The following is a 21,981-nucleotide window of genomic DNA, read 5'->3' on the forward strand; positions in this document are numbered from 1 at the left end:
TGCTCAGGCACTCCTGGAAATCGTGGTCGAGCCGATGAGGAAGCGCTCGGAAAGCGGCAGACTGGCACCGCCCAGGGCACGTGCATGAATGCCGACAGTCCCCTCGCGCACGGCCGGAAGCTTCAGGCCTTCACCGTCGATCTTGCCGATAGCATCGATAACGGCATCGACGAGCCGGCGCCGCACGGCCTTCGGCATCCATCCGTCGATCACCGCCGCCTCGAAATCGATAACCGATGACGCCGCCACGATGGCATAGGCGAGCGCCTGCGAGGCGCAGGCGATCCAATCGTCGAGCTCGACGCCGATTTCGCCCCAATCCTCCGGTGACGTCCACAGATGTGAGGCTTCGACGCCGCGCGCGTTGAGTGCCTTTTCCAGCATGGCGATCGACGCCACGCCGATCAATTGGGTCGGCTTGCCGTCCGGTCCAGGCACCGGCATCGAACCCAGCGCGCCGGCATTGCCGGTCGGCCCGCCGAAAAGGTGACCGTTCAGCACGATGCCGCCGCCGGCAAAGGCGCCGATGTAGAAATAGACGAAGTCGCGTGCCGTGCCCGCCTTGCCGAACACCAGTTCGGCGCCGCAGGCAGAGGTGGCGTCATTTTGCAGGTAGACCGGGAATTCGCACTGCGCCTGGATGTCGGCGCGGATGTCTCGGTGGCGCCATTCGTCCATGACGTCGCGCGGCGCGCCTGCCGTATCGGCCCAGCTCCACAATTCGAACGGCATGGCGATCCCAAGGCCGGCAATGCGCTTGTCCTGCGCCGGGGTGAGTTCGCCGCGCATCGTCTTCATGCCGGAGGTGACGAACTCGACCGTCTCGCGCGGTGCCGGATAGCGGTAGGAATGCTGCAGCATCGAACGCACATTGCCGAGAAAATCGATCAGAACGAGTTCGGCGCTACGACGGCCGATCTTCAGGCCGATGAAATAGGCGCCATCGGGATTGAGCGCCATCGGAATGGAAGGTTGGCCGATCTTGCCGCGCAGCGGCGCCTGGCGGACAAGAAGGTTGTCCTCCTCGAGCTCGCGCATGATGACCGAAACGGTCTGGGCCGAAAGTCCGGTCATGCGCGCAATGTCGGACTTCGCCAGGCTGCCGTGCTGACGCACCAGCGACAGCACCAGCCGCTCATTGTGGTCCCGCATGCCGCTCTGGTTGGTGCCGCGGTGAATGCGGCTTTTGGCTGCCTCGGGCGAACCGTGCCTTGGTATGCCGGTCTCCACCCCTTCTCCTCCCGTCGTTTCCCTTAATGCTTTTGGCCAGAATGAGTGACCGACGCCACGCTGTCAATAATAAATAAGAGTGATTTAATTATTGACAGGTCCCTCAGTCTGGTATTCTCTTGGGGCAAGCGTCCACGCTGGGAGAAGTCGCTGGATGCTCATGCGATGCCGGTTGGCCGGCATCCGAACTGGTTCCACTGGGAGGAATATCGTGACCAAGACAGCACTGCTAAGATCCACCGTTTTTGCCGCGGCCGGACTGGGCCTGATGGCGTTCACCTCGGCTGCGTCCGCCGCCGATGTCGGCGCCTGCCTGATCACCAAGACCGACACCAACCCGTTCTTCGTCAAGATGAAGGAAGGCGCGAGCGCCAAGGCCAAGGAACTCGGCGTCGAACTCAAAGCCTATGCCGGCAAGATCGACGGCGACAGCGAAAGCCAGGTGGCGGCGATCGAAAGCTGCATCGCCGACGGCGCCAAGGGCATCCTGATCACCGCGTCGGACACCAAGGGCATCGTCCCGGCGGTGAATAAGGCACGTGACGCCGGTCTGCTCGTGATCGCGCTCGACACGCCGCTTGATCCGCTCGACGCCGCCGACGCGACCTTTGCGACCGACAATCTGGAGGCCGGCAAGCTGATCGGCGCGTGGGCCGCAGCGACGCTCGGCGACAAGGCGAAGGATGCCAGGATCGGCTTCCTCGACCTGACGCCCTCGCAGCCGACGGTCGACGTGCTGCGCGACCAGGGCTTCATGATGGGCTACGGCATCGACGTGAAGGACCCCAACAAGATCGGCGATGAGGACGATCCGCGCATCGTCGGCCACGACGTTACCAACGGCAACGAGGAAGGTGGCCGCAAGGCGATGGAGAACCTCCTCCAGAAGGACCCCGGCATCAACGTGATCCACACCATCAACGAGCCGGCAGCCGTCGGCGCCTACCAGGCGCTCAAGGCCGTGGGTCTCGAAGGCAATGTGCTGATCGTGTCGGTCGATGGCGGCTGCCCCGGCGTGAAGTCGGTCGCCGAGGGCGTGATCGGTGCGACCTCACAGCAATATCCGCTGCAGATGGCGGCACTCGGCATCGAAGCGATCGCCGCTTACGCCAAGGACGGCACGAAGCCCAAGCCGACCGAAGGCAAGGATTTCTTCGACACGGGCGTCAACCTCGTGACCGACAAGCCCGCGGAGGGCGTGAAGTCCATCGACACCAAGGAAGGCCTCGCCAAGTGCTGGGGCTGATGCCGGTCTGACAGGCAACAGACCGAAGCGGCCAGGGGCTTGATCCCCGGCCGCTTCGGGTGGACGATGCGGAAATCGCAAGCGCGAACAATTCCGGCGGCAGATCGGGAACGGTTGGACGGGCGTCGGCGCGTGGCTGAAGCCTCATGGGAGGAAACATGTCTCAGGTTCAGGAATTCGAAAAGGCTCTCGCGAACAGCGAGACAAGCGTTGCTGCTTTTGACGAGCATGGCACGTCGCTCGTCAAGCGCATCCAGCATTTCCTGCATTCCACTCCGGCTGCGGTGCCGCTGATCGTGCTGGTCCTGTCGATCGCTGTCTTTGGCGTCACGATCGGAGGACGGTTCTTTTCGTCCTACACGCTGACGCTGATCCTGCAGCAGATCGCCATCGTCGGTATTCTCGGCGCCGCGCAGACGCTGGTCATCCTGACAGCCGGCATCGACCTGTCAATCGGCGTGATCATGGTGATTTCGGCCGTGATCATGGGCAATTGCGCGGTCACCTATGGCCTGCCGACCTTGCTTGCCGTGGTGATCGGGCTTGCCGCCGGCGCGGCCTGCGGGCTGCTCAACGGGCTGCTGGTCGCCTACATGAAGCTGCCGCCCTTCATCGTCACGCTCGGCACCTGGAACATCGTCATGGCCACGAACTTCATCTATTCGGCCAATGAGACGATCCGTGACGCCGACGTCGATGTCCAAGCCCCGCTGCTGCATCTGTTTGGCCTGAACTTCAAGGTCGGCACGGCGGTGCTGACGTTCGGCGTCATTGCCATGGTCGTGCTGGTGCTGTTCTTGTGGTACGTGCTCAATCACACGGCATGGGGCCGTCATGTCTACGCTGTCGGCGACGATCCGGAGGCAGCGAAGCTGTCGGGCATCCAGACCAAGAAGGTGCTGATCTCGGTCTACACGCTTGCCGGGCTGATCGCCGCTTTCGCTGCCTGGGTCTCCATCGGCCGCAACGGCTCGATCTCGCCGTCCGCTGCCGTCACCGACTACAATTTGCAGGCGATCACCGCGACGGTGATCGGCGGCATTTCCCTCTTCGGCGGGCGCGGCTCTATTCTGGGCACGCTGTTCGGCGCGATGATCGTCGGCGTCGTTTCGATGGGCCTCAACATGCTGGGCGCCGATCCGCAATGGAAAGTGCTGCTCACCGGTGTGCTGATCATCGGCGCCGTGGCGATCGACCAGTGGATCAGAAAGGTTTCGGTGTAACCATGACCCAGGAGCCCATCCTCACCGCGCGCGGCCTCGTCAAGCGCTACGGCCGCGTCACCGCACTGAACAGCTGCGACTTCGATCTCTATCCGGGAGAGATCCTGGCCGTGATCGGCGACAATGGAGCCGGCAAGTCGACGCTGATCAAGGCGATCTCGGGCGCCGTTGTCCCGGACGAAGGGATCATCGAGTTGGACGGCAAGCAGGTGCTCTTCAAGTCGCCCATCGAAGCCCGCGAAGCCGGCATCGAAACCGTCTACCAGAACCTGGCGCTGTCGCCGGCGCTGTCGATCGCCGACAACATGTTCCTCGGTCGCGAGATCCGCAAACCGGGTTTTCTGGGCGACTGGCTGCGCATGCTCGACCGCCCGGCAATGGAAAAGCGCGCCCGCGACAAGCTCACCGAACTTGGCCTGATGACCATCCAGAACATCAGCCAGGCCGTGGAAACGCTCTCGGGCGGCCAACGCCAGGGCGTGGCGGTGGCGCGCGCCGCCGCCTTCGGCTCGAAGATGGTCATCATGGATGAGCCGACGGCGGCGTTAGGCGTCAAGGAGAGCCGCCGCGTGCTCGAACTGATCCTCGACGTGAAGAAGCGCGGCCTGCCGATCGTGCTGATCTCCCACAACATGCCGCATGTCTTCGAGGTGGCCGACCGCATTCACATCCATCGGCTGGGCCGTCGCCTCTGTGTCATCGATCCCAAGCAATATACGATGTCCGACGCCGTCGCCTTCATGACCGGAGCGAAGCTTCCGCCGGAGGCGGCACTGGCGGCCTGATGCATGTCGCCCAAAGCAAGGTGCCTCGCAGAGGCCCAAACGCGACGCACTTTAGGTTGCTAAACTGCCGCAGGGTAAGCTTCCCCGCGGCAATCTAACTCGATTGAACGCTTAACAATATGAGCTAGCATGGGCTGGGAGGAATGGTGAAAGCCGGTATGATCTTGGCAACCGCACAAGAGGCAGCATGACGCACGCGATAACGACCGAAGCTCCCATTCTCGAAAACTCCGATCCCAAGGCGCTTGCCGAGGAAGTCTTGAAGGCCCTCAAATACAGGCTTGGCAAGGGGACCAGCGTCGCGACGCAATACGACTGGCTCACCGCCTCGATCAAGGTCGTGCGCGACCATATCGTCGATCATTGGATGCAGGCGACGCAAGAGGCCTACGCCCATCAGGAAAAGCGCGTCTATTACCTCTCCCTGGAATTCCTCATCGGTCGCCTGATGCGCGACGCCTTCTCCAATCTCGGGCTGATGGACAATATGCGCGAAGCGCTGCGGTCTCTCGGCGTCGACCTTGACCTCATCGCCGCCCTTGAACCAGATGCAGCGCTTGGCAATGGTGGTCTCGGCCGGCTCGCCGCCTGCTTCATGGAAAGCATGGCAACCGTCGGCATCCCCGCGCATGGCTATGGCATTCGCTACGCCAACGGCATGTTTCGTCAGGAAATCCATGACGGCTGGCAGGTTGAGCTGCCCGAGACCTGGCTCGATCACGGCAACCCCTGGGAGTTCGAGCGCCGCGAACGCGCCTTCGAGGTCGGCTTCGGCGGCTCGGTGGATTCGATCACCTCGAAGGACGGCAGGCTTGAGCGCCACGTCTGGAAACCGATCGAACACGTTTTGGCGGTTGCCTACGATACGCCGGTGGTTGGCTGGCGGGCCAACCGCGTCAACACGCTGCGGCTCTGGTCCGGCATGCCGATCGATCCGATACTGCTCGATAAGTTCAACGCCGGCGATCACATCGGTGCGCTCGCCGAAAGCAACAAGGCCGATGCCTTGTCGCGCGTCCTTTACCCTGCTGATTCCCACAAGGCCGGTCAGGAGCTGCGGCTCAGGCAAGAGTATTTCTTTTCTACCGCATCGTTGCAGGACATCATTCAGCGTCATCTCAGCCAGTATGGCGACCTGCAGTCGCTGCCCGACAAAGCGGCGATCCATCTGAACGATACCCATCCGGCCATTGCGGTGGCCGAGCTGCTGCGCCTGTTGATGGATGTCCACGGCATGGATTTCGACCAGGCCTGGAGTATCACCAAGCGGACCTTCGGCTATACCAATCATACGCTGCTCCCCGAAGCGCTCGAAAGCTGGCCGGTGCCGCTGTTCGAGCGGCTGTTGCCGCGCCACATGCAGATCGTCTACGCCATCAACGCCGAAGTGCTGCTGGAGGCGCGCGCCTCCGAGCAGTTTTCTGACGAGCAGATCAGCCAGATCTCGCTGATACAGGAAAACGGCGAGCGCCGGGTGCGCATGGGCAATCTGGCCTTTGTCGGCTCGCACTCGATCAACGGCGTCTCTGCCCTTCACACCGAGCTGATGAAGGAAACGGTGTTTGCCGAGCTCCACCGACTCTACCCCGACCGCATCAACAACAAGACCAACGGCATCACGCCGCGGCGCTGGCTGATCCAGTGCAATCCCGGTCTCACCGCGCTTACCCGCGAAGCGATCGGCGACCGCTTCCTCGACGATATAGACGCGATCAAGGAGCTCGATGCCTTTGCTGACGACGCCGCCTTCCGCGACAAGTTCGCCGCAGTCAAGCGGGCGAACAAGGCCAAGCTTGCCAATCTCGTCGCCGACCGCCTCGGCATCAGGATTGATCCCTCGGCGTTGTTCGACATCCAGATCAAGCGCATCCACGAATACAAGCGCCAGCTCCTGAACATCCTCGAAACAGTCGCGCTCTACGACCAGATCCGCTCCCATCCCGAGCGCAGTTGGATGCCGCGCGTCAAGTTCTTCGGCGGCAAGGCGGCGCCCAGCTATCACAATGCCAAGCTGATCATCAAGCTCGCCAACGACGTCGCCAAAGTCATCAACCGCGACCCGGCCGTTCGCGGCTTGCTCAAAGTGGTATTCGTGCCGAACTACAATGTCAGCCTGGCCGAGATCATGATGCCGGCCGCCGATCTTTCGGAGCAGATATCGACCGCCGGGATGGAAGCCTCCGGCACCGGCAACATGAAGTTCGCGCTGAACGGTGCGCTGACCATCGGCACGCTCGACGGCGCCAATGTCGAGATCAAGGAATGCGTCGGCGACGACAACATTTTCATTTTCGGCCTGACCACCGAAGAGGTCGCCGAGCGGCGCAGCAACGGCTACGATCCGCGAACGGTGATCGAAGCCTCTCCCGAACTGGCGCAGGCCGTGGCCGCCGTTTCGACGGGCGTCTTTTCGCCTGACGATCCGGAACGCTATCGCGACCTGATGAACGGCCTCTATCAGAGCGACTGGTTCATGGTCGCTGCGGATTTCGATGCCTACGCGTCAACCCAGCGCGATGTCGACGCCGTCTGGCGCGACAGCCCGGATTGGTACGCCAAGGCAATCCGCAATGTCGCCCGCGTCGGCTGGTTCTCGTCCGATCGCACGATCCGCCAATATGCGAAAGAAATCTGGAACGTGCCCGTCTGATATGATTGCATGAGGCCCACGAACAACGTGGTCCGGGGAGGGTCACTGCCTGATGAGGAAGCCGCGCGCGACCGCTGCGACAAGCGGGCCGGATGGACTGGCGTCAGCCGGCGATGTCGCGGCAATTGTCGCCGGCACGCATGGTGATCCTTTCGCTGTCCTCGGTGTGCACGAGGTCGACAAGGGCTTTGTCGCCCGCTGCTTCGTCCCTCATGCCGAGTTCGTCACTGCCTACACGCTGACCGGCAAGAAAGCCGGCGAACTCGCCAGGCGCGACGAAGCCGGCTTCTTCGAGGGCAGCCTGTCGCTCAGAAAGCGACTGCCGCTGCGCTATCACGCACGCAATGCCGGCGGCGACTGGTGGCTGACCGATCCCTATTCGTTCGGTCCGGTGCTGGGTCCGCTGGACGACTATTACATCGCCGAAGGTTCGCACCTCAGACTGTTCGACAAGCTCGGTGCGCATCTCATCGATCACGAGGGTGCGTCCGGCGTGCATTTCGCCGTCTGGGCGCCCAATGCAAGGCGCGTTTCGGTGGTCGGCGACTTCAACGAATGGGACGGGCGCAGGCATACGATGCGCGTCCGCCGCGACACCGGCATCTGGGAGTTGTTCATCCCCGACATCGGCGCCGGACGGCCATACAAATACGAGATCATCGGGCCCGATGGCGTGAGGCTGCCGCTGAAGGCCGATCCGTTCGCTTTCAAGTCCGAACTGCGACCGGCCACCGCTTCGGTGACGGCGCTTCCGCCGGCGCATCAATGGGGTGACGAGGCGCACCGCAATTTCTGGCGCAACGCCGACGCCCGCCGCGAGGCGGTGTCGATCTATGAGGTCCATGCCGGCTCCTGGCAGCTTCACGACGACGGCAGCTTCCTGTCATGGGACGAGCTTGCCGACCGGCTGATCCCGTATGTCGTCGACACGGGTTTCACCCATATCGAATTCATGCCGATCTCCGAACATCCCTATGATCCGTCCTGGGGCTATCAGACGACGGGCCTCTACGCGCCGTCGGCCCGCTTCGGCGATCCGGACGGTTTTGCCCGGTTCGTCGACGGCGCCCACCGCGCCGGCATCGGCGTCATCCTGGACTGGGTGCCGGCGCATTTTCCGGTGGACGCGCATGGCCTGGCCAATTTCGACGGCACCGCGCTCTATGAGCATGCCGACCCGCGCAAGGGCTTCCATCCCGACTGGAACACCGCGATCTACAATTTCGGCCGGCGCGAGGTGGTCTCGTTCCTGGTCAACAATGCGCTGTTCTGGGCCGAAAAATACCATGTCGACGGTTTGCGCGTCGATGCCGTCGCCTCGATGCTCTACCTCGACTATTCGCGCAAGGCCGGCGAATGGATTCCCAACGAAAAAGGCGGGCGCGAAAACCTCGAGGCGGTCAGCTTCCTCCAGAGGATGAACAAGGAAGTCTATGGTCATCATCCGGGTGTGATGACGATCGCCGAGGAATCGACCTCATGGCCAAAAGTTTCGCAGCCGGTGCATGAGGGCGGGCTGGGTTTCGGCTTCAAGTGGAACATGGGCTTCATGCACGACACGCTGGAGTATTTCTCCAAGGAGCCGATTTTCCGCAAGCATCACCACGGCGACATCACCTTCGGTCTGGTCTACGCCTTCTCAGAGAATTTCGTGCTGCCGCTCTCCCATGACGAGGTCGTGCACGGCAAGGGGACGCTGCTTGGCAAGATGGCCGGCGACGACTGGCAGAAATTCGCGACGCTGCGCGCCTACTACGCCTTTATGTGGGGCTACCCCGGCAAGAAGCTGTTGTTCATGGGGCAGGAATTCGCCCAGCGCCGCGAGTGGAGCGAGGCGCGCGCACTCGACTGGAACCTGCTCGATTTCCGGGCCCACCGCGGCGTCTGGCAGACGGTGCGCGATCTCAACTATCTCTACCGCTCACGGCCGGCGTTGCATGCGCGCGATTGCGAACCGGAGGGCTTTTCCTGGCTGATCGTCGACGACAGCGCCAACTCGGTCTTTGCCTGGCTGCGCAGCGCGCCGGGCGGAAACCCGGTCGCCGTCATCTCCAATTTTACGCCGGTGCCGCGCGACAATTACCGCGTGCCGTTGCCAATGGCTGGAAGATGGCGCGAGATCATCAACACGGACGCCTCCGACTATGGCGGTTCCGGCAAGGGCAATGACGGTGCCGTCGAGGCTCGGAAGGAAGCAGGAGGCATCTCGGCGACGATGCTGTTGCCGCCGCTGTCGACGATCATGCTCGAATTTGCTCCGGACTAGGCGATGTCTCGCAGCGCGTAACTTGGGAGGATAAGAATGGCAGAGATAAAACGGACCCAGCCGCTGGCGCGCGATGCCATGGCCTATGTTCTGGCCGGCGGCCGTGGCAGCCGCCTCAAGGAATTGACCGACCGGCGCGCCAAACCGGCGGTCTATTTCGGCGGCAAGACGCGCATCATCGATTTTGCGCTCTCCAATGCGCTCAATTCGGGTATTCGCCGCCTCGGCGTGGCCACCCAGTACAAGGCGCACTCGCTGATCCGCCACCTGCAGCGCGGCTGGAACTTTCTTCGGCCCGAGCGCAACGAGAGCTTCGACATCCTGCCGGCCAGTCAGCGCGTATCGGAAACGCAATGGTATGAGGGCACGGCCGATGCCGTCTACCAGAACATCGACATCATCGAGGCCTACGGGCCCGAATACATGGTCATCCTGGCCGGCGATCACGTCTACAAGATGGACTATGAGCTGATGCTTCGCCAGCATGTCGACGCCGGCGCCGACGTCACCGTCGGCTGCCTCGAAGTGCCGCGCATGGAGGCGACCGGCTTCGGCGTCATGCATGTCGACAAGAAGGACACCATCATCTCCTTCATCGAGAAGCCCGCCGATCCGCCCGGCATTCCCGACAAGCCGGATTTTGCCCTGGCCTCGATGGGCATCTACGTGTTCAAGACCAGGTTCCTGATGGAGCAGCTGCGCCGCGACGCGGCCGAACCGGGCTCAAGCCGTGACTTCGGCAAGGACATCATCCCCTATGTCGTCGAGCACGGCAAGGCGATCGCCCATCGCTTCGCCAAATCCTGCGTGCGCTCGACCGCCGAGAACGAAGCCTACTGGCGCGATGTCGGGACCGTCGACGCCTATTGGGAAGCCAATATCGACCTCACCGACATCACGCCCGAGCTCGATCTCTACGACCGCGACTGGCCGATCTGGACCTATGCCGAGCTGAAGCCGCCGGCGAAGTTCGTGCATGACGAGGATGGTCGCCGTGGCTCGGCGGTATCCTCGCTGGTCTCGGGCGATTGCATCGTCTCAGGCGCGTCGCTGAAGCGAAGCCTGATCTTCACCGGCGCGCGCATCAACTCCTATTCGACGCTCGAGGACGTCGTCATGCTGCCCGACTGCCAGGTCGGCCGCAGCGCGAGATTGAAGCGCGTGGTGATCGATCATGGCGTCAGGATTCCCGAAGGGCTCGTGGTCGGCGAGGATCCCGTCCTCGACGCCAAGCGCTTCCGCGTTTCCGAAAAGGGCATCTGCCTCGTCACGCAGGCCATGATCGACAAACTGGGACTGTCGTGAATGCAGGTCCTGTCGGTCACGCCCGAAATATTCCCTCTGATCAAGACTGGCGGGCTTGCCGACGTGACCGGCGCGTTGCCCATCGCGCTCGCCGGCAAGGGCGTGGCGATGCGCACGCTTGTTCCCGGCTATCCCCAGATCATCGATGCCTTCAAGAAGAAAAAACCCGTTCACCACTATCCGCTGCTGCAAGGCGGCAAGGCTTCGGTCCATGCCGTCCAGATCGCCGGGCTCGACCTGTTCGTGCTCGACGCGCCGCATCTGTTCGATCGCCCCGGCGGCCCCTATGGCAATGCCACCGGCGCCGACTGGCCGGACAATTGGCGGCGTTTCGCGGCCCTGAGCCAGGTTGGCGGCGACATCGCCGGCGGCGCCGTCTCGGGCTACCAGCCCGACATCGTCCATGCCCATGACTGGCAATCGGCGATGACGCTGGCCTATATGCGCTACGGCAAGGCGGTCGGCACGCCGTCGATGATCACCGTCCACAATCTCGCTTTCCAGGGCCAGTTCGGCGCCGGCACCTTTGGCGAACTCGGCCTGCCGGCGGCGGCCATGGCGCTCGACGGCGTCGAATATTATGGCGGCGTCGGTTTCCTCAAGGCTGGCCTGCAGGCCGCCTGGGCCATCACCACAGTCAGCCCGACCTATGCGCAGGAGATCCGCTCGCCGGAATTCGGCATGGGGCTCGATGGCCTCATCAACATGCGGTCCGTTGATCTCTATGGCATCGTCAACGGCATCGACACCGAGATATGGAACCCTGAAACCGACAAGCATCTGGTCTCCAACTACACGGCCAGGACGTTGAAGGCGCGGCACCCCAACCGGACCGCCGTCGAGGATCGATTCAACCTTGACCGCGACGACAGTCCGATCGTCTGCGTGATCAGCCGGCTCACCTGGCAGAAGGGAATGGACATACTGGCAACGGTCGTCGACGGGATTGTTGCGAGGGGTGCCCGCCTGGCGATCCTGGGGTCCGGCGACGCCGGCCTCGAAGGCGCGCTGCTGGCCGCCGCTGCCCGCCATCGCGGTCGCATCGGCGTCGTCGTCGGTTATGACGAGGCGCTTTCCCACACCATGCAGGGCGGCTGTGACGCAATCATCATACCGTCGCGCTTCGAGCCTTGCGGACTGACGCAGCTTTACGGCCTGCGCTATGGCTGCGTGCCGGTCGTCGCCCGCACCGGCGGTCTTGCCGACACCGTCATCGACGCCAATGAAGCGGCGGTTTCGGCAGGTGTGGCGACCGGCTTCCAGTTCGCACCCGCCGATGCCGGCGCCTTGCTGCACGCCATCCGCCGGCTGGTCGCGGCGCACGCCAACCCTGCGATCTGGACGTCGATGCAGCGGCAAGGCATGAAGGCGGATGTCTCGTGGGATAAAAGCGCAGAAAAATACCTCGAACTCTATCGCTTGCTGCTTTCGAAAAGGGCTTGACGCATGATACGCACCGTCGCCACCAAACCTTATCTCGACCAGAAGCCCGGTACGTCCGGGCTGCGCAAGAAAGTGCCGGTGTTCCAGCAGGAGCACTATGCCGAGAACTTCATCCAGTCGATTTTCGATGCGCTGGACGGGTTCGAGGGCAAGACGCTGGTGATCGGCGGCGACGGCCGCTTTTACAACCGCGAGGTCATCCAGAAGGCCATCGCCATGGCCGCGGCAAACGGTTTCGGCAAGGTGATGGTCGGGCAGGGCGGCATCCTGTCGACGCCGGCCGCTTCCAACATCATTCGCAAATACAACACCTTCGGCGGCATCATCCTGTCGGCCAGCCACAATCCGGGCGGCCCGCACGAGGATTTCGGCATCAAATACAATGCCGGCAATGGCGGCCCGGCACCGGAAAAGCTGACCGACGCGATCTTCGCCAAGACCAAGATGATTTCGAGCTTCAAGACCGCCGATATCGGCACGGTCGACCTCGACACGATCGGTACCGTCGAGGCGGGCGGCATGACCGTCGAGGTGATCGACCCGGTCGCCGACTATGCCGAGCTGATGGAAAATCTGTTCGATTTCGATGCGCTGCGTGGGCTGTTCAAGTCAGGCTTCCGCATGCGCTTCGACGCCATGCATGCCGTGACCGGTCCCTATGCCAAGGAGATCCTGGAAAACCGGCTCGGCGCGCCGAAAGGCACCGCCCGCAACTTCGTTCCCCTGCCGGATTTCGGCGGCCACCACCCAGACCCGAACCTGGTCCACGCAAAGCACCTCTATGACGAGATGATGGGACCGGATGCGCCGGATTTCGGCGCCGCTTCCGACGGCGACGGCGACCGCAACCTGATCATCGGCAAGGGCATTTTCGTCACCCCGTCGGATTCGGTGGCTATGCTCGCCGCCAATGCTCATCTGGCGCCGGGCTACAAGGCCGGCCTGAAAGGCATCGCCCGCTCGATGCCGACCAGCGGTGCAGCCGACCGCGTCGCCGAAAAGCTCGGCATCGGCATCTATGAAACGCCGACCGGCTGGAAATTCTTTGGCAATCTGCTCGATGCCGACATGGCGACGATCTGCGGCGAGGAAAGTGCCGGAACCGGTTCCAACCATGTCCGCGAAAAGGACGGGCTGTGGGCCGTGCTTTTGTGGCTCAATATCCTCGCTGCCCGCGGCGAAAGCGCCAGGCAGATCGTCACCGAGCACTGGGCCGCCTATGGCCGCAATTACTACTCACGCCATGACTACGAGGAGGTCGAGACCGACCGCGCCAATGCGCTGGTCGACCAATTGCGGGCCAGGCTCGCTTCCTTGCCCGGCACCAGCGTGCGCGGCATGAAGATCGCCAGCGCCGACGATTTCGCCTATCACGACCCGGTCGACGGCTCGATAGCCAGGAACCAGGGCATCAGGGTGCTGTTCGAAGGCGGATCGCGCGTCGTCTTCCGTCTCTCCGGCACCGGTACCTCGGGGGCGACGCTGCGCGTCTATATCGAGCGCTACGAGCCGGACAAGTCCAGGCACGATCTCGACACGCAGGAGGCGCTTGCCGACCTGATTGCGGCAGCCGAAGATATCGCCGGGATTCGCAGCCATACCGGCCGCGCCAAGCCGAGCGTGATTACTTGAGTTTGGTTGACAGCCGGCCGTCTGAGTTCGGCCTGCGTTGCGAGGCTCCCCCTTCTCCCCTTGTGGGAGAAGGTGGCCGAGCGAAGCTCGGTCGGATGAGGGGNCCCCTCATCCGTCTCGGCGCTGCGCGCCGATCCACCTTCTCCCACAAGGGGAGAAGGGGTCGCCGTATGAACTCACTCGGTGCCACCGTCACCCGCGGCGGTATCCGCTTTGCCGCATGGTCGTCCGCGGCCAGCCGGCTCTGGGTCTCGATCTTCGATGAGCAGGGAGAGGGGGAGATCGACCGGCTCGAACTCCAGCCGGAAGGCGAGGGCGTTCACGCGCTTTTCGTTGCCGGCCTCGCCGCCGGCACCCGATACGGATTTCGCGCCGATGGCGATTATACGCCCGAGAACGGGCTTTGGTTCGATCCCGACAAGCTGCTGGTCGACCCCTATGCCGTCGAAATCGACAGGTCTTATGTCTATGACGTCAGGCTCGCCGCGCGCCGGGGCGAGGGCACGGACACTGCGCCGCTGCTGCCGAAGGCGATTACCGCCACCCTGCCGCGGCCGGTGCCCGTCTTGCCGCCGCTGTTCCAGCCCGGTGGCCTGATCTATGAAGTGCCGGTGCGCGCCTTCACCATGCTGCATCCGGACATCCCGAAGCCCCAGCGCGGGACGGTTGCAGCCCTTGCCCATCCGGCTATCGTCGAGCACCTGAAAAAGCTCGGGGTCGGGGCGGTCGAACTGATGCCGGTGACGGCATCGATCGACGAGCGGCATTTGCCGCCGCTCGGGCTGCGCAATGCCTGGGGCTACAATCCCGTGACCTTCATGGCGCTCGATCCGCGTCTGGCGCCCGGCGGTCTCGCGGAATTGCGGCAGACGGTTGCCACGCTGCGTGGGGCCGGCATCGGCGTCATCCTCGATCTTGTCTTCAACCACACCGGCGAAAGCGACAGGCTCGGGCCGACGCTGTCGCTGCGCGGCCTCGACAGCCGCGCCTACTACCGGCATCGGCCGGACGGCAGCTTGATCAACGACACCGGCACCGGCAACACCGTCGCTTGTGATCATCCGGTCGTCAGGGAAATGGTCCTCGACACGCTTCGTCACTTTGTCCGCCATGCCGGCGTCGATGGTTTCCGCTTCGATCTGGCGCCCATTCTGGGGCGGGTCGATGGCGCGTTCGACGCCGCTGCGCCACTGCTCATGGCTATTCGGGATGATCCGCTCCTTGGCGACCGGGTGCTCATCGCCGAGCCATGGGATATCGGCTCGGACGGCTATCAGCTTGGCAATTTTCCGCCGCGCTTCCTCGAATGGAACGACAGATATCGCGACGACATCCGCCGGTTCTGGCGCGGCGACAGCGGGATGGTCGGCCCGCTCGCCACCCGGCTTGCCGGCTCGTCCGACGTCTTTGCCAAGCCAAGCCAGCAGACGAGCCGCAGCGTCAATTTCATCGCCGCGCATGACGGCATGACGCTGGCCGACATTGTTGCCTACGAGCACAAGCACAATGAGGCCAATGGCGAGCAGAACCGCGATGGCCACGACGACAATCTGTCCTGGAACAATGGCGTCGAGGGCGAGACCGGCGACCGGGCGATCGTTACGGCACGTTTCGATGACCGATGTGCGCTTCTGGCCACGCTGTTTGCCTCACGCGGCACGATCATGCTGACCGCCGGAGACGAATTCGGCCGCACCCAGAAGGGCAACAACAACGCCTATGCGCAGGACAACGAGATCACCTGGCTCGACTGGTCCGGGCGCGATCGGGCGCTGGAACAATACGCCGTTTTGCTCGCCGCGATGCGTCGTTGCGTGCCGGCGCTTTCCGACACGCGCTTCCTGACTGGAGAGCCGCCGCCCGGATCAGAACACCCGGACGCGGTCTGGCTCACTGAAACCGGCACGCCGCTCGACAAGGCAGGCTGGCACGATCCGGCGCGGTACCGCCTGGTCATGATGCTCGGCACCGATGATCGCCGCCTTGCCGTTGTCATCAATGGCGATCGCCGGGCATGTATGTTCACGCTGCCGGAGCGCGACGGATTTCGCTGGCAGCCAGCCATCGAAGCATCGGACGGCGCAGCCGGAATTTCACGGCCGGTGCCGGGGCGAACGGTGATTTTCATGATCGAACACGAAGCCGCGCAGGCTCAGATAAAGGAGAACCCGAGTGGCAAGTGACCACGCCGAGTGGTGGCGCGGCTGCGTCATCTACCAGATCTACCCGCGCTCCTTCCGGGACACGACGGGGGACGGCAGTGGCGATCTGCGTGGTATCACATCGAGGCTGGCGCATGTCGCATCGCTTGGCGCTGACGCCGTCTGGCTGTCGCCCTTCTTTAAGTCGCCGATGGCCGATATGGGCTACGACGTATCCGACTATACAGCCGTCGATCCGATGTTCGGCACAGCAGAGGATTTCGACGCAGTGGTCGCCGAGGCGCACCGTCTCGGCCTGAAAGTCATTATCGACCAGGTTCTGTCGCATTCGTCCGACCGGCACGAATGGTTCGTCGAAAGCCGCGCGAGTCGCGATAATCCCAGGGCGGACTGGTATGTCTGGTCCGATCCGAAGCCCGACGGCACCGCGCCCAACAACTGGCTGTCGGTCTTCGGCGGCCCCGCCTGGGAGTGGGACGCGACCCGCAGGCAATATTACATGCACAATTTCCTCGCCTCGCAGCCGGACCTCAATTTCCACAATCCGGAGGTTCAGGACGCCTTGCTGGAAACGGTGCGGTTTTGGCTGGAGCGCGGCGTCGACGGGTTTCGCCTCGATACGGTCAACTACTATGTCCATGACCGCTGGCTGCGCAGCAACCCGCCCCTGGCGTCAAGCGTCTCAGGCACCAACACCGAAACCAATCCGTACCTCTATCAGGAGCATTTGTTTGACAAGACGCAGCCCGAAAACCTGGCTTTCCTCAAGCGGTTTCGGGCGTTGCTCGACGAATATGAGGGCCGCGTCGCTGTCGGCGAGGTCGGCGACGAAGCCCGTTCGTTGCAGACGCTCGCCGCCTACACCAGCGGCGGCGACAAGCTCGACATGTGCTACACATTCGACCTGCTCGGTCCGCAATTCTCGGCGGCGCATGTGCGTGGCTGCGTCAAAGCGTTCGAGAGTGCTGTCTCCGACGGCTGGGTCTGCTGGGCGTTTTCCAACCACGATGTCGTTCGCCATGTGACGCGATGGACAAGGTCCGGCGGCGACCCGGAAAGGACGGCGAAGTTCTCCATCGCGCTGCTGTCATGCCTGCGTGGATCGATCTGCTTCTATCAGGGTGAGGAACTCGGGCTGGAGGAGGCGGAATTGGCGTTCGAGGATCTGCGCGATCCTTACGGCATCCGCTTCTGGCCGGGGTTCAAGGGCAGGGATGGCTGCCGCACGCCGATGGTGTGGGAGAAGGGCGCCAACAATGCCGGCTTTTCAATCGGCAGGCCGTGGCTTCCAATCCCGGAAAGCCATCGCGCCCGCGCGGTCGATATCCAGAACGGCGAGGAAAAGTCAGTTCTGGCCAGCTATCGGGCGATGCTGGCGTTGCGCAAGCGGCATGCGGCGCTGGTACAAGGTTCGATCCGTTTTCTCGATGCCGAGGGCGAAGTGCTTGCCTTCATTCGCGAAGGCGGCGGCGAGAAGCTGCTGTGCGTTTTCAACTTCGCCGAGGAGCCGGCCAACTGGCCGTTGCCGCAGGGTAGCGATGTCGCAGAGACGATCGACCTTGGCGCTGGTGCCGCCTTGCAGGAAAAGATTCTGTCGCTGCCGCCGTTGGGCTGCTTTCTCGGACGAGCCGGCTGATCTCTCCAACTCACTGAACAAGCACAGAGCGCCCGCAAGTCGCGCCCATGACCCGGACATCGGCCTCGCCGACGCGCACGCCCAGCGCCCCAAGCACGTTGTAAACCAATTCGTCGACCGGCGCCGTCACGCCGTTCAGCAGCGCCACCACTGCCGGCTTCACGGTTCCGAGCAAGGCGGTTACATCAAGCCCGAGGCCCAGCGCACTGACCGAAAGCGACAAATTGTTTACCAGCGACGTGGTGAGAGATTGCGTCAGGTTCTTCGTCGAGGCGTTCTTTATCGTCTTGCTTGCGATGTCGGTGCTGTTGAAGATCAAGATCGTCGGATCGTTGTTGGCGATCTCAACGGCTGCAGAACCATTCACGCCGATCAGATTGAGGGTGAGAAACAGAAGCTTCACGCTGACCTGCGCGATTTCGGCATTTTGAAACGACTGTGGGTTGCTGAAATCGGCGAAGGCGGAGGGGCTGTTATCGGCATCGCTGGCGCCGAGGTGCAGCGAGGCAAGGCCCGGACGTGCGGCAATGGTAACTTTCAAACTGTCGGGGTGCCCCGTCGGGCAGCTGATGTCGGTCAGCTTGGCTTCGGCAGAGGCCACCTCGACATGCAACGGCAGTTTGACGGCCAGCAGGCTGATGCCGCCACCGAGAGTCGCATTGCTGCCGCCGACGGACGCCACCAGCTTGATCCGCGTCTGCGCCGTACGCACCACAGCACCCTTCTCGCCGATTGTCAGCCATGGCGAGAATTGTGCAGGTTCGCCGATTGCAATCGCAAGCGTGGTGGAGGCAAGCCCCGGAATGGCGGCTCCGAGATTGAGCTCGACCTGCTTCGAGCCGTTGGCCAGTGCAGCAGCGGTGGTCAGCATGCCCATGGCGCTGGCGTCGACCGAAAAGCCGGGCGACTTTTGCCCGAGGCCCAACTGGCCCATTGAACCAAGATCGACAAGATGATTGAGCGGTATCTTGACCGTGTTGGTGGTCCTTGACGCGATTGTCTGCAAAGCCAGCTTGCTGGTGCTGCCAACGGGTGAAACATTAGCCATGGCGGTCGCTATCTCGCCCACCGTCGCTTTGGAAACCAGCACCTCCGAATAGCTGACACCCGTCAGCTGCATCTCAACGGCAAGGGCATCGATGAACGAAAGCAGGTTCACGTCGGCAGCGATCAGAGCGTTGTAGTCCATGACGCTGAGCGCGATGTTGCCGCCCAGGAACTTGTTGAGAAGAGCGTTGAGGGTGCCGCCATTGACGCTGAGAAGCCTGGACCCGACCGAGAACATCGCCTGCGGCGCTATGCTGGCCACGGCTTGGGTGCCGATCACCGGCGTAGGGATAAGCGAACTCGCGAAATAGCGGGCAGGAACATTTTTTAGCCTGACATGGACGGCGTTGTAGGGCGTTTTGCCGGCCTCGAAGCGCTTGTCGACGCCGAGCGACGACTCTGCTGAATATCGGCCGGGGGTGACCGACACGACAGTCTTTCCGAGGGCAGGGGTGATCGTCTGCCCTGCCTTCTGAACAACGATACCCGGCATTCCGTTGTCGCCCAGCGTGGTCACCACCGCGGCGTCAATGTTGTTGATGTTGGAGGCGGCGGTGATTGCCGCCAGATCGGTCATTGCTTGAGCTTCCCGGCGCTCCACATAGATCGAGCCTTCATCGATGGCGAAGGCGGCCAGCGCCAGCGCGAACGGTGCGCACAGCGCCGTCATGACGGCGAAGTTCGCCGTCAGGTCGCCAAGCATCGAGCGGGCGACCCGGCCGATCCTGCGCGCCAAAGTTTGCGACATTCAGATGCCTCCGACCCGGATTGTCGACTGGCGTGAGATCGTGGTGCCAGGCATGGGCAGCGCCGGAAACAGATTCCAGACAGGCAGGTTGCGGGCATCATATTGGATGGACACGACGAACTGGTTTCCGTCGGCCGTGCTGTCCTTGGCCTGGTAAGTCAGCTTGTCGGACTCGACGAATGGATATCCCGCGGCATTGGTGGTGACGAAACTGGTCACCAGCGCCTGGCGCTCAACTTCGTTCAGCCCGGCAATCGCCGTGCGTGCGACGTCCGCTGCAATCTGCTGCACGGAGTGACTGGCGCCAAAATAGATGCCATATGCAACCATGCCGAGCAGAAGCAGGATAAAAAAGGGCGCAAGCAGTGCGAATTCGATCGCGGACGTTCCGGACGATTCTCGAAACTGGTGTAATTTGCGTTTTAGATGACGCGTATTGCGCCGCTTTATAGCTATTGTCCCAGTTTCCGCGCTGTTCATGTCCGTCGCCCATCAAGACATACCGAAGCTCACAAAAGATGTTACCCGTGGTTGCTTAAAGGCGGATTAAGACATTGTGGCAAAGTGGAATCGACGAAAGATTTCCTGCCGGAAGCGAATGCTTGAAGCGGTTCTTCCGCCAAGTCGTGGAATTCATCAGCCGACGCAGCGCCCCGCTTCGACGCCCGACTTCTTCAACAAAAGCGGCGCAACCTGCTCGTTGCAGAGAAAGCGCCGTCGATCCCATCGACCACAACGTAGGGTTTAGTTAGTAAGGGACCTCATTGACTTGCATCAATATCATGCGATCCGCTGCAGGCTATTGCCCGTCCCAACTTCCCACGAGGTGCAAGGGTTTTCGCGCAATGTGTAGGATCTGACGTGCGGGTTGTGTCCAAATTGCTGCCGCTAGTTGTAACTTGTGTTTACCACTCACGGGTTAGGGTTACCCAAAGGCAGTTGGCGGAATGACGGCATCACATTATTTCCTGACACGCTTCGGGAAGCTCTCGCTGTTCAGGCAGACCTGCGTCGTGGTTCTGGCGGCCATCATCGGTGCGGATACTCTCACCCTCGTTTTCTATGGTATCTTCTTTGCCGACCGCCTCCTCTTGGACTTGTTTTTGACAACGGTCATCACCGTCGCGGTTGGATTTCCGCTCGGCTATTTCTTCCTGAGACAGCAGTTGAATCTCGCCTTGATGGGCGCCAGGCTCGACCGGGCAGCACGCATCGACCACCTCACAAGCCTCGCCAACAGGAAAACCTTCTTTGAGGGGGCCGAGGCAATCGTGGGTTCCGAGGCCTTCAAGGAAGGCGCCGTACTGTTCATCGACGCCGATCATTTCAAATCCGTCAACGAGACTTTTGGTCATGCCATCGGTGATGCGGTCCTTCAGGAGATGGGCAGCGTTATTCGCAAGCGACTTGGCGGCGCGCATCGGCGGCGAGGAGTTCGCTGTGTTCCTGGTCGAAGCCGGCCGCGACAAGACATTGGAAGTAGCCGAGCGCATCAGACAGAACATGCGGGTGTCAGACGGGCAGTCGGCATCGAGGACTGAGAAATCACCGTCAGCATCGGGATTTGCGTGGACGGACCAGGCCAAACCTTGAACGACATCTTGCTGCGCGCTGATCAGAATCTCTATGTCGCAAAGAACAGGGGGCGCGACTGTATCGTCGCAACCACCGGGTTCGGACCGGTATTCGCATGATCGTGACTGGCACGATGGCTCTACCTATCCAAACCCGGATCGGGATTAGAGAGAGGATGAACGCATCGACGTTCTCTGCTGCCTGCGGTTACGCTCTCGTATTCGCAGACAGGCCGCAGATTGAACGGGTGGCTTGCACGACGCATCATGTGAGGCTAACTATTGCCTCACATGGAATGGAGAGTGATATGCTAGCGCTCGGAAATGTCGCCGACGTGTTGGGGCTGCCCGTTAAGGAGGTGGCGGCGCGGTCGCCTTTCGGGCTGATCTCCCGGATCGAGCATGGACTTCCCATCGGGGCGCTCGAGCGCGTTGCGCATCTTCTAGCGCCTGGCGATGCTCAGTTCAAATATCGGCTGATCCCCAAGGCGACCTATGAGCGGCGCAAGGCGGTACATCGTCTCTCGTCGGACGAGGGCACACGATTGGCCCGCGTCGCGCGCGTCTGGGGCCTTGCTGTCGATGTCTGGCAGAACGAAGAGGAAGCGCGTGATTTCTTGTTTCGGCCGCACCCGATGATTGAGGACAAGCGACCGATCGACGTCGTTATCATGAGCGAGTTCGGTGCCGAAATGGTGGTCGATATTCTCGCAGGTCTGAAGTACGGCAGTGCTGCGTGACGGCGCAGATACTCGATCGCACACTATTGTCCTTTCGTATCGGCGATCCGGCCGGCACCTACCCGATCTTCGATGCGACCGGCTCGACAATCGCGCCTGGGCGGTGGAACACGCCCGGAAGTCCTATCATCTACACCAGCGAGCACTATTCGACGACCCTGTTGGAAAAGCTGGTGCATGGCAGCGGCCGACTGCCGCCCAACCAGCACTACATCGAAGTCACAATCCCGCGCGGACTGAGCTACGAGGTCTTTTCCCAGCCGTCACTGCCCGGCTGGGACACGATGCCGGCGA

The 21,981-nt window shown here is 62.3% G+C and carries 16 protein-coding genes and 1 pseudogene; 14 read left to right on the forward strand and 3 right to left on the reverse strand.

All coding sequences use genetic code 11. The annotated features are described in order from the left end of the window. Positions 1-3: 3 nt before the first annotated feature. Positions 4-1,230: an ROK family transcriptional regulator gene (locus X738_RS74265; RefSeq protein ID WP_023802793.1), complete on the reverse strand. Its 1,227-nt coding sequence runs from the start codon at positions 1,228-1,230 to the stop codon at positions 4-6. Positions 1,231-1,498: 268 nt separating this feature from the next. On the opposite strand from X738_RS74265, the gene X738_RS74270 reads away from it, so the two are divergent. The 10 genes from X738_RS74270 (at position 1,499) to bglA (ending at position 17,578) form a co-directional block, all read left to right on the forward strand. Next, positions 1,499-2,476 carry a sugar ABC transporter substrate-binding protein gene (locus tag X738_RS74270; RefSeq protein ID WP_245277815.1) on the forward strand — a complete coding sequence of 326 codons (978 nt, stop codon included), beginning with the start codon at positions 1,499-1,501 and terminating at the stop codon, positions 2,474-2,476. A 158-nt stretch (positions 2,477-2,634) separates the two neighbouring features. After that, on the forward strand, positions 2,635-3,699 hold the full coding sequence (locus X738_RS74275; RefSeq protein WP_023802795.1) for an ABC transporter permease: 1,065 nt from the start codon (positions 2,635-2,637) through the stop codon (positions 3,697-3,699). Between the two features lie 2 nt (positions 3,700-3,701). Continuing rightward, the gene (locus X738_RS74280; RefSeq protein WP_023802796.1) at positions 3,702-4,484 is read left to right on the forward strand and encodes an ATP-binding cassette domain-containing protein; all 783 of its coding nucleotides are present in this window, start codon (positions 3,702-3,704) and stop codon (positions 4,482-4,484) included. Positions 4,485-4,671: 187 nt separating this feature from the next. Next, positions 4,672-7,134 (forward strand): glycogen/starch/alpha-glucan phosphorylase, encoded by a 2,463-nt coding sequence (locus tag X738_RS74285; protein ID WP_023802797.1) that lies wholly within the window; start codon positions 4,672-4,674, stop codon positions 7,132-7,134. A gap of 52 nt (positions 7,135-7,186) precedes the next feature. Continuing rightward, entirely contained in the window at positions 7,187-9,400 is a 2,214-nt protein-coding gene (glgB, locus tag X738_RS74290) for a 1,4-alpha-glucan branching protein GlgB (RefSeq protein ID WP_023802798.1), read from the forward strand. Positions 9,401-9,436: 36 nt separating this feature from the next. After that, positions 9,437-10,705 carry a glucose-1-phosphate adenylyltransferase gene (gene glgC / locus X738_RS74295; protein ID WP_023802799.1) on the forward strand — a complete coding sequence of 423 codons (1,269 nt, stop codon included), beginning with the start codon at positions 9,437-9,439 and terminating at the stop codon, positions 10,703-10,705. Then, a complete protein-coding gene (gene glgA, locus X738_RS74300) occupies positions 10,706-12,148 on the forward strand; it encodes a glycogen synthase GlgA (RefSeq protein WP_023802800.1) in 1,443 nt (480 codons plus the stop codon). Positions 12,149-12,151: 3 nt separating this feature from the next. After that, positions 12,152-13,780, forward strand: a complete 1,629-nt coding sequence (locus tag X738_RS74305) for an alpha-D-glucose phosphate-specific phosphoglucomutase (protein WP_023802801.1) — start codon at positions 12,152-12,154, stop codon at positions 13,778-13,780. Positions 13,781-13,950: 170 nt separating this feature from the next. Continuing rightward, positions 13,951-15,963, forward strand: a complete 2,013-nt coding sequence (gene glgX / locus X738_RS74310; protein ID WP_023802802.1) for a glycogen debranching protein GlgX — start codon at positions 13,951-13,953, stop codon at positions 15,961-15,963. After that, positions 15,953-17,578 (forward strand): beta-galactosidase BglA, encoded by a 1,626-nt coding sequence (bglA, locus tag X738_RS74315; protein ID WP_023802803.1) that lies wholly within the window; start codon positions 15,953-15,955, stop codon positions 17,576-17,578. Before glgX ends, bglA begins: the two co-directional genes overlap by 11 nt. Before the next feature lie 10 nt (positions 17,579-17,588). On the opposite strand, the gene X738_RS74320 is transcribed toward bglA, so the two are convergent. Next, complete coding sequence (locus tag X738_RS74320; protein WP_023802804.1) at positions 17,589-19,373, reverse strand: pilus assembly protein TadG-related protein; 1,785 nt, start codon at positions 19,371-19,373, stop codon at positions 17,589-17,591. Further along, positions 19,374-19,853, reverse strand: a complete 480-nt coding sequence (locus X738_RS0143705) for a TadE/TadG family type IV pilus assembly protein (RefSeq protein ID WP_023802805.1) — start codon at positions 19,851-19,853, stop codon at positions 19,374-19,376. A gap of 701 nt (positions 19,854-20,554) precedes the next feature. Between X738_RS0143705 and X738_RS89330 the strand changes: the two are divergent. The 4 genes and pseudogenes from X738_RS89330 to X738_RS74335 form a co-directional block, all read left to right on the forward strand. Then, positions 20,555-20,966 (forward strand): annotated as a pseudogene (locus X738_RS89330) (GGDEF domain-containing protein). Further along, entirely contained in the window at positions 20,942-21,067 is a 126-nt protein-coding gene (locus X738_RS89335; protein ID WP_198032911.1) for a hypothetical protein, read from the forward strand. Before X738_RS89330 ends, X738_RS89335 begins: the two are co-directional and overlap by 25 nt. A gap of 188 nt (positions 21,068-21,255) precedes the next feature. Next, positions 21,256-21,687, forward strand: coding sequence for an antitoxin Xre-like helix-turn-helix domain-containing protein (locus X738_RS74330; RefSeq protein ID WP_023802807.1), 432 nt, complete (start codon positions 21,256-21,258; stop codon positions 21,685-21,687). Continuing rightward, positions 21,684-21,981, forward strand: a 298-nt coding sequence (locus tag X738_RS74335) for an RES family NAD+ phosphorylase (RefSeq protein ID WP_023802808.1), incomplete at its 3' end; no start/stop codon positions are given. The genes X738_RS74330 and X738_RS74335, both read left to right, overlap by 4 nt.

This window comes from Mesorhizobium sp. L48C026A00, assembly GCF_000502375.1.
GTDB lineage: Bacteria > Pseudomonadota > Alphaproteobacteria > Rhizobiales > Rhizobiaceae > Mesorhizobium > Mesorhizobium muleiense.

What these genes read in the sequence shown, in the direction of transcription:
- X738_RS74270 (WP_245277815.1), top strand. Translation starts at nt 1,499, where the DNA reads ATGGCGTTCACCTCGGCTGCGTCCGCCGCCGATGTCGGCGCCTGCCTG.
- X738_RS74275 (WP_023802795.1), top strand. Translation starts at nt 2,635, where the DNA reads ATGTCTCAGGTTCAGGAATTCGAAAAGGCTCTCGCGAACAGCGAGACA.
- X738_RS74280 (WP_023802796.1), top strand. Translation starts at nt 3,702, where the DNA reads ATGACCCAGGAGCCCATCCTCACCGCGCGCGGCCTCGTCAAGCGCTAC.
- X738_RS74285 (WP_023802797.1), top strand. Translation starts at nt 4,672, where the DNA reads ATGACGCACGCGATAACGACCGAAGCTCCCATTCTCGAAAACTCCGAT.
- glgB (WP_023802798.1), top strand. Translation starts at nt 7,187, where the DNA reads ATGAGGAAGCCGCGCGCGACCGCTGCGACAAGCGGGCCGGATGGACTG.
- glgC (WP_023802799.1), top strand. Translation starts at nt 9,437, where the DNA reads ATGGCAGAGATAAAACGGACCCAGCCGCTGGCGCGCGATGCCATGGCC.
- glgA (WP_023802800.1), top strand. Translation starts at nt 10,706, where the DNA reads ATGCAGGTCCTGTCGGTCACGCCCGAAATATTCCCTCTGATCAAGACT.
- X738_RS74305 (WP_023802801.1), top strand. Translation starts at nt 12,152, where the DNA reads ATGATACGCACCGTCGCCACCAAACCTTATCTCGACCAGAAGCCCGGT.
- glgX (WP_023802802.1), top strand. Translation starts at nt 13,951, where the DNA reads ATGAACTCACTCGGTGCCACCGTCACCCGCGGCGGTATCCGCTTTGCC.
- X738_RS74320 (WP_023802804.1), bottom strand. Translation starts at nt 19,373, where the DNA reads ATGTCGCAAACTTTGGCGCGCAGGATCGGCCGGGTCGCCCGCTCGATG.
- X738_RS0143705 (WP_023802805.1), bottom strand. Translation starts at nt 19,853, where the DNA reads ATGAACAGCGCGGAAACTGGGACAATAGCTATAAAGCGGCGCAATACG.
- X738_RS74330 (WP_023802807.1), top strand. Translation starts at nt 21,256, where the DNA reads ATGCTAGCGCTCGGAAATGTCGCCGACGTGTTGGGGCTGCCCGTTAAG.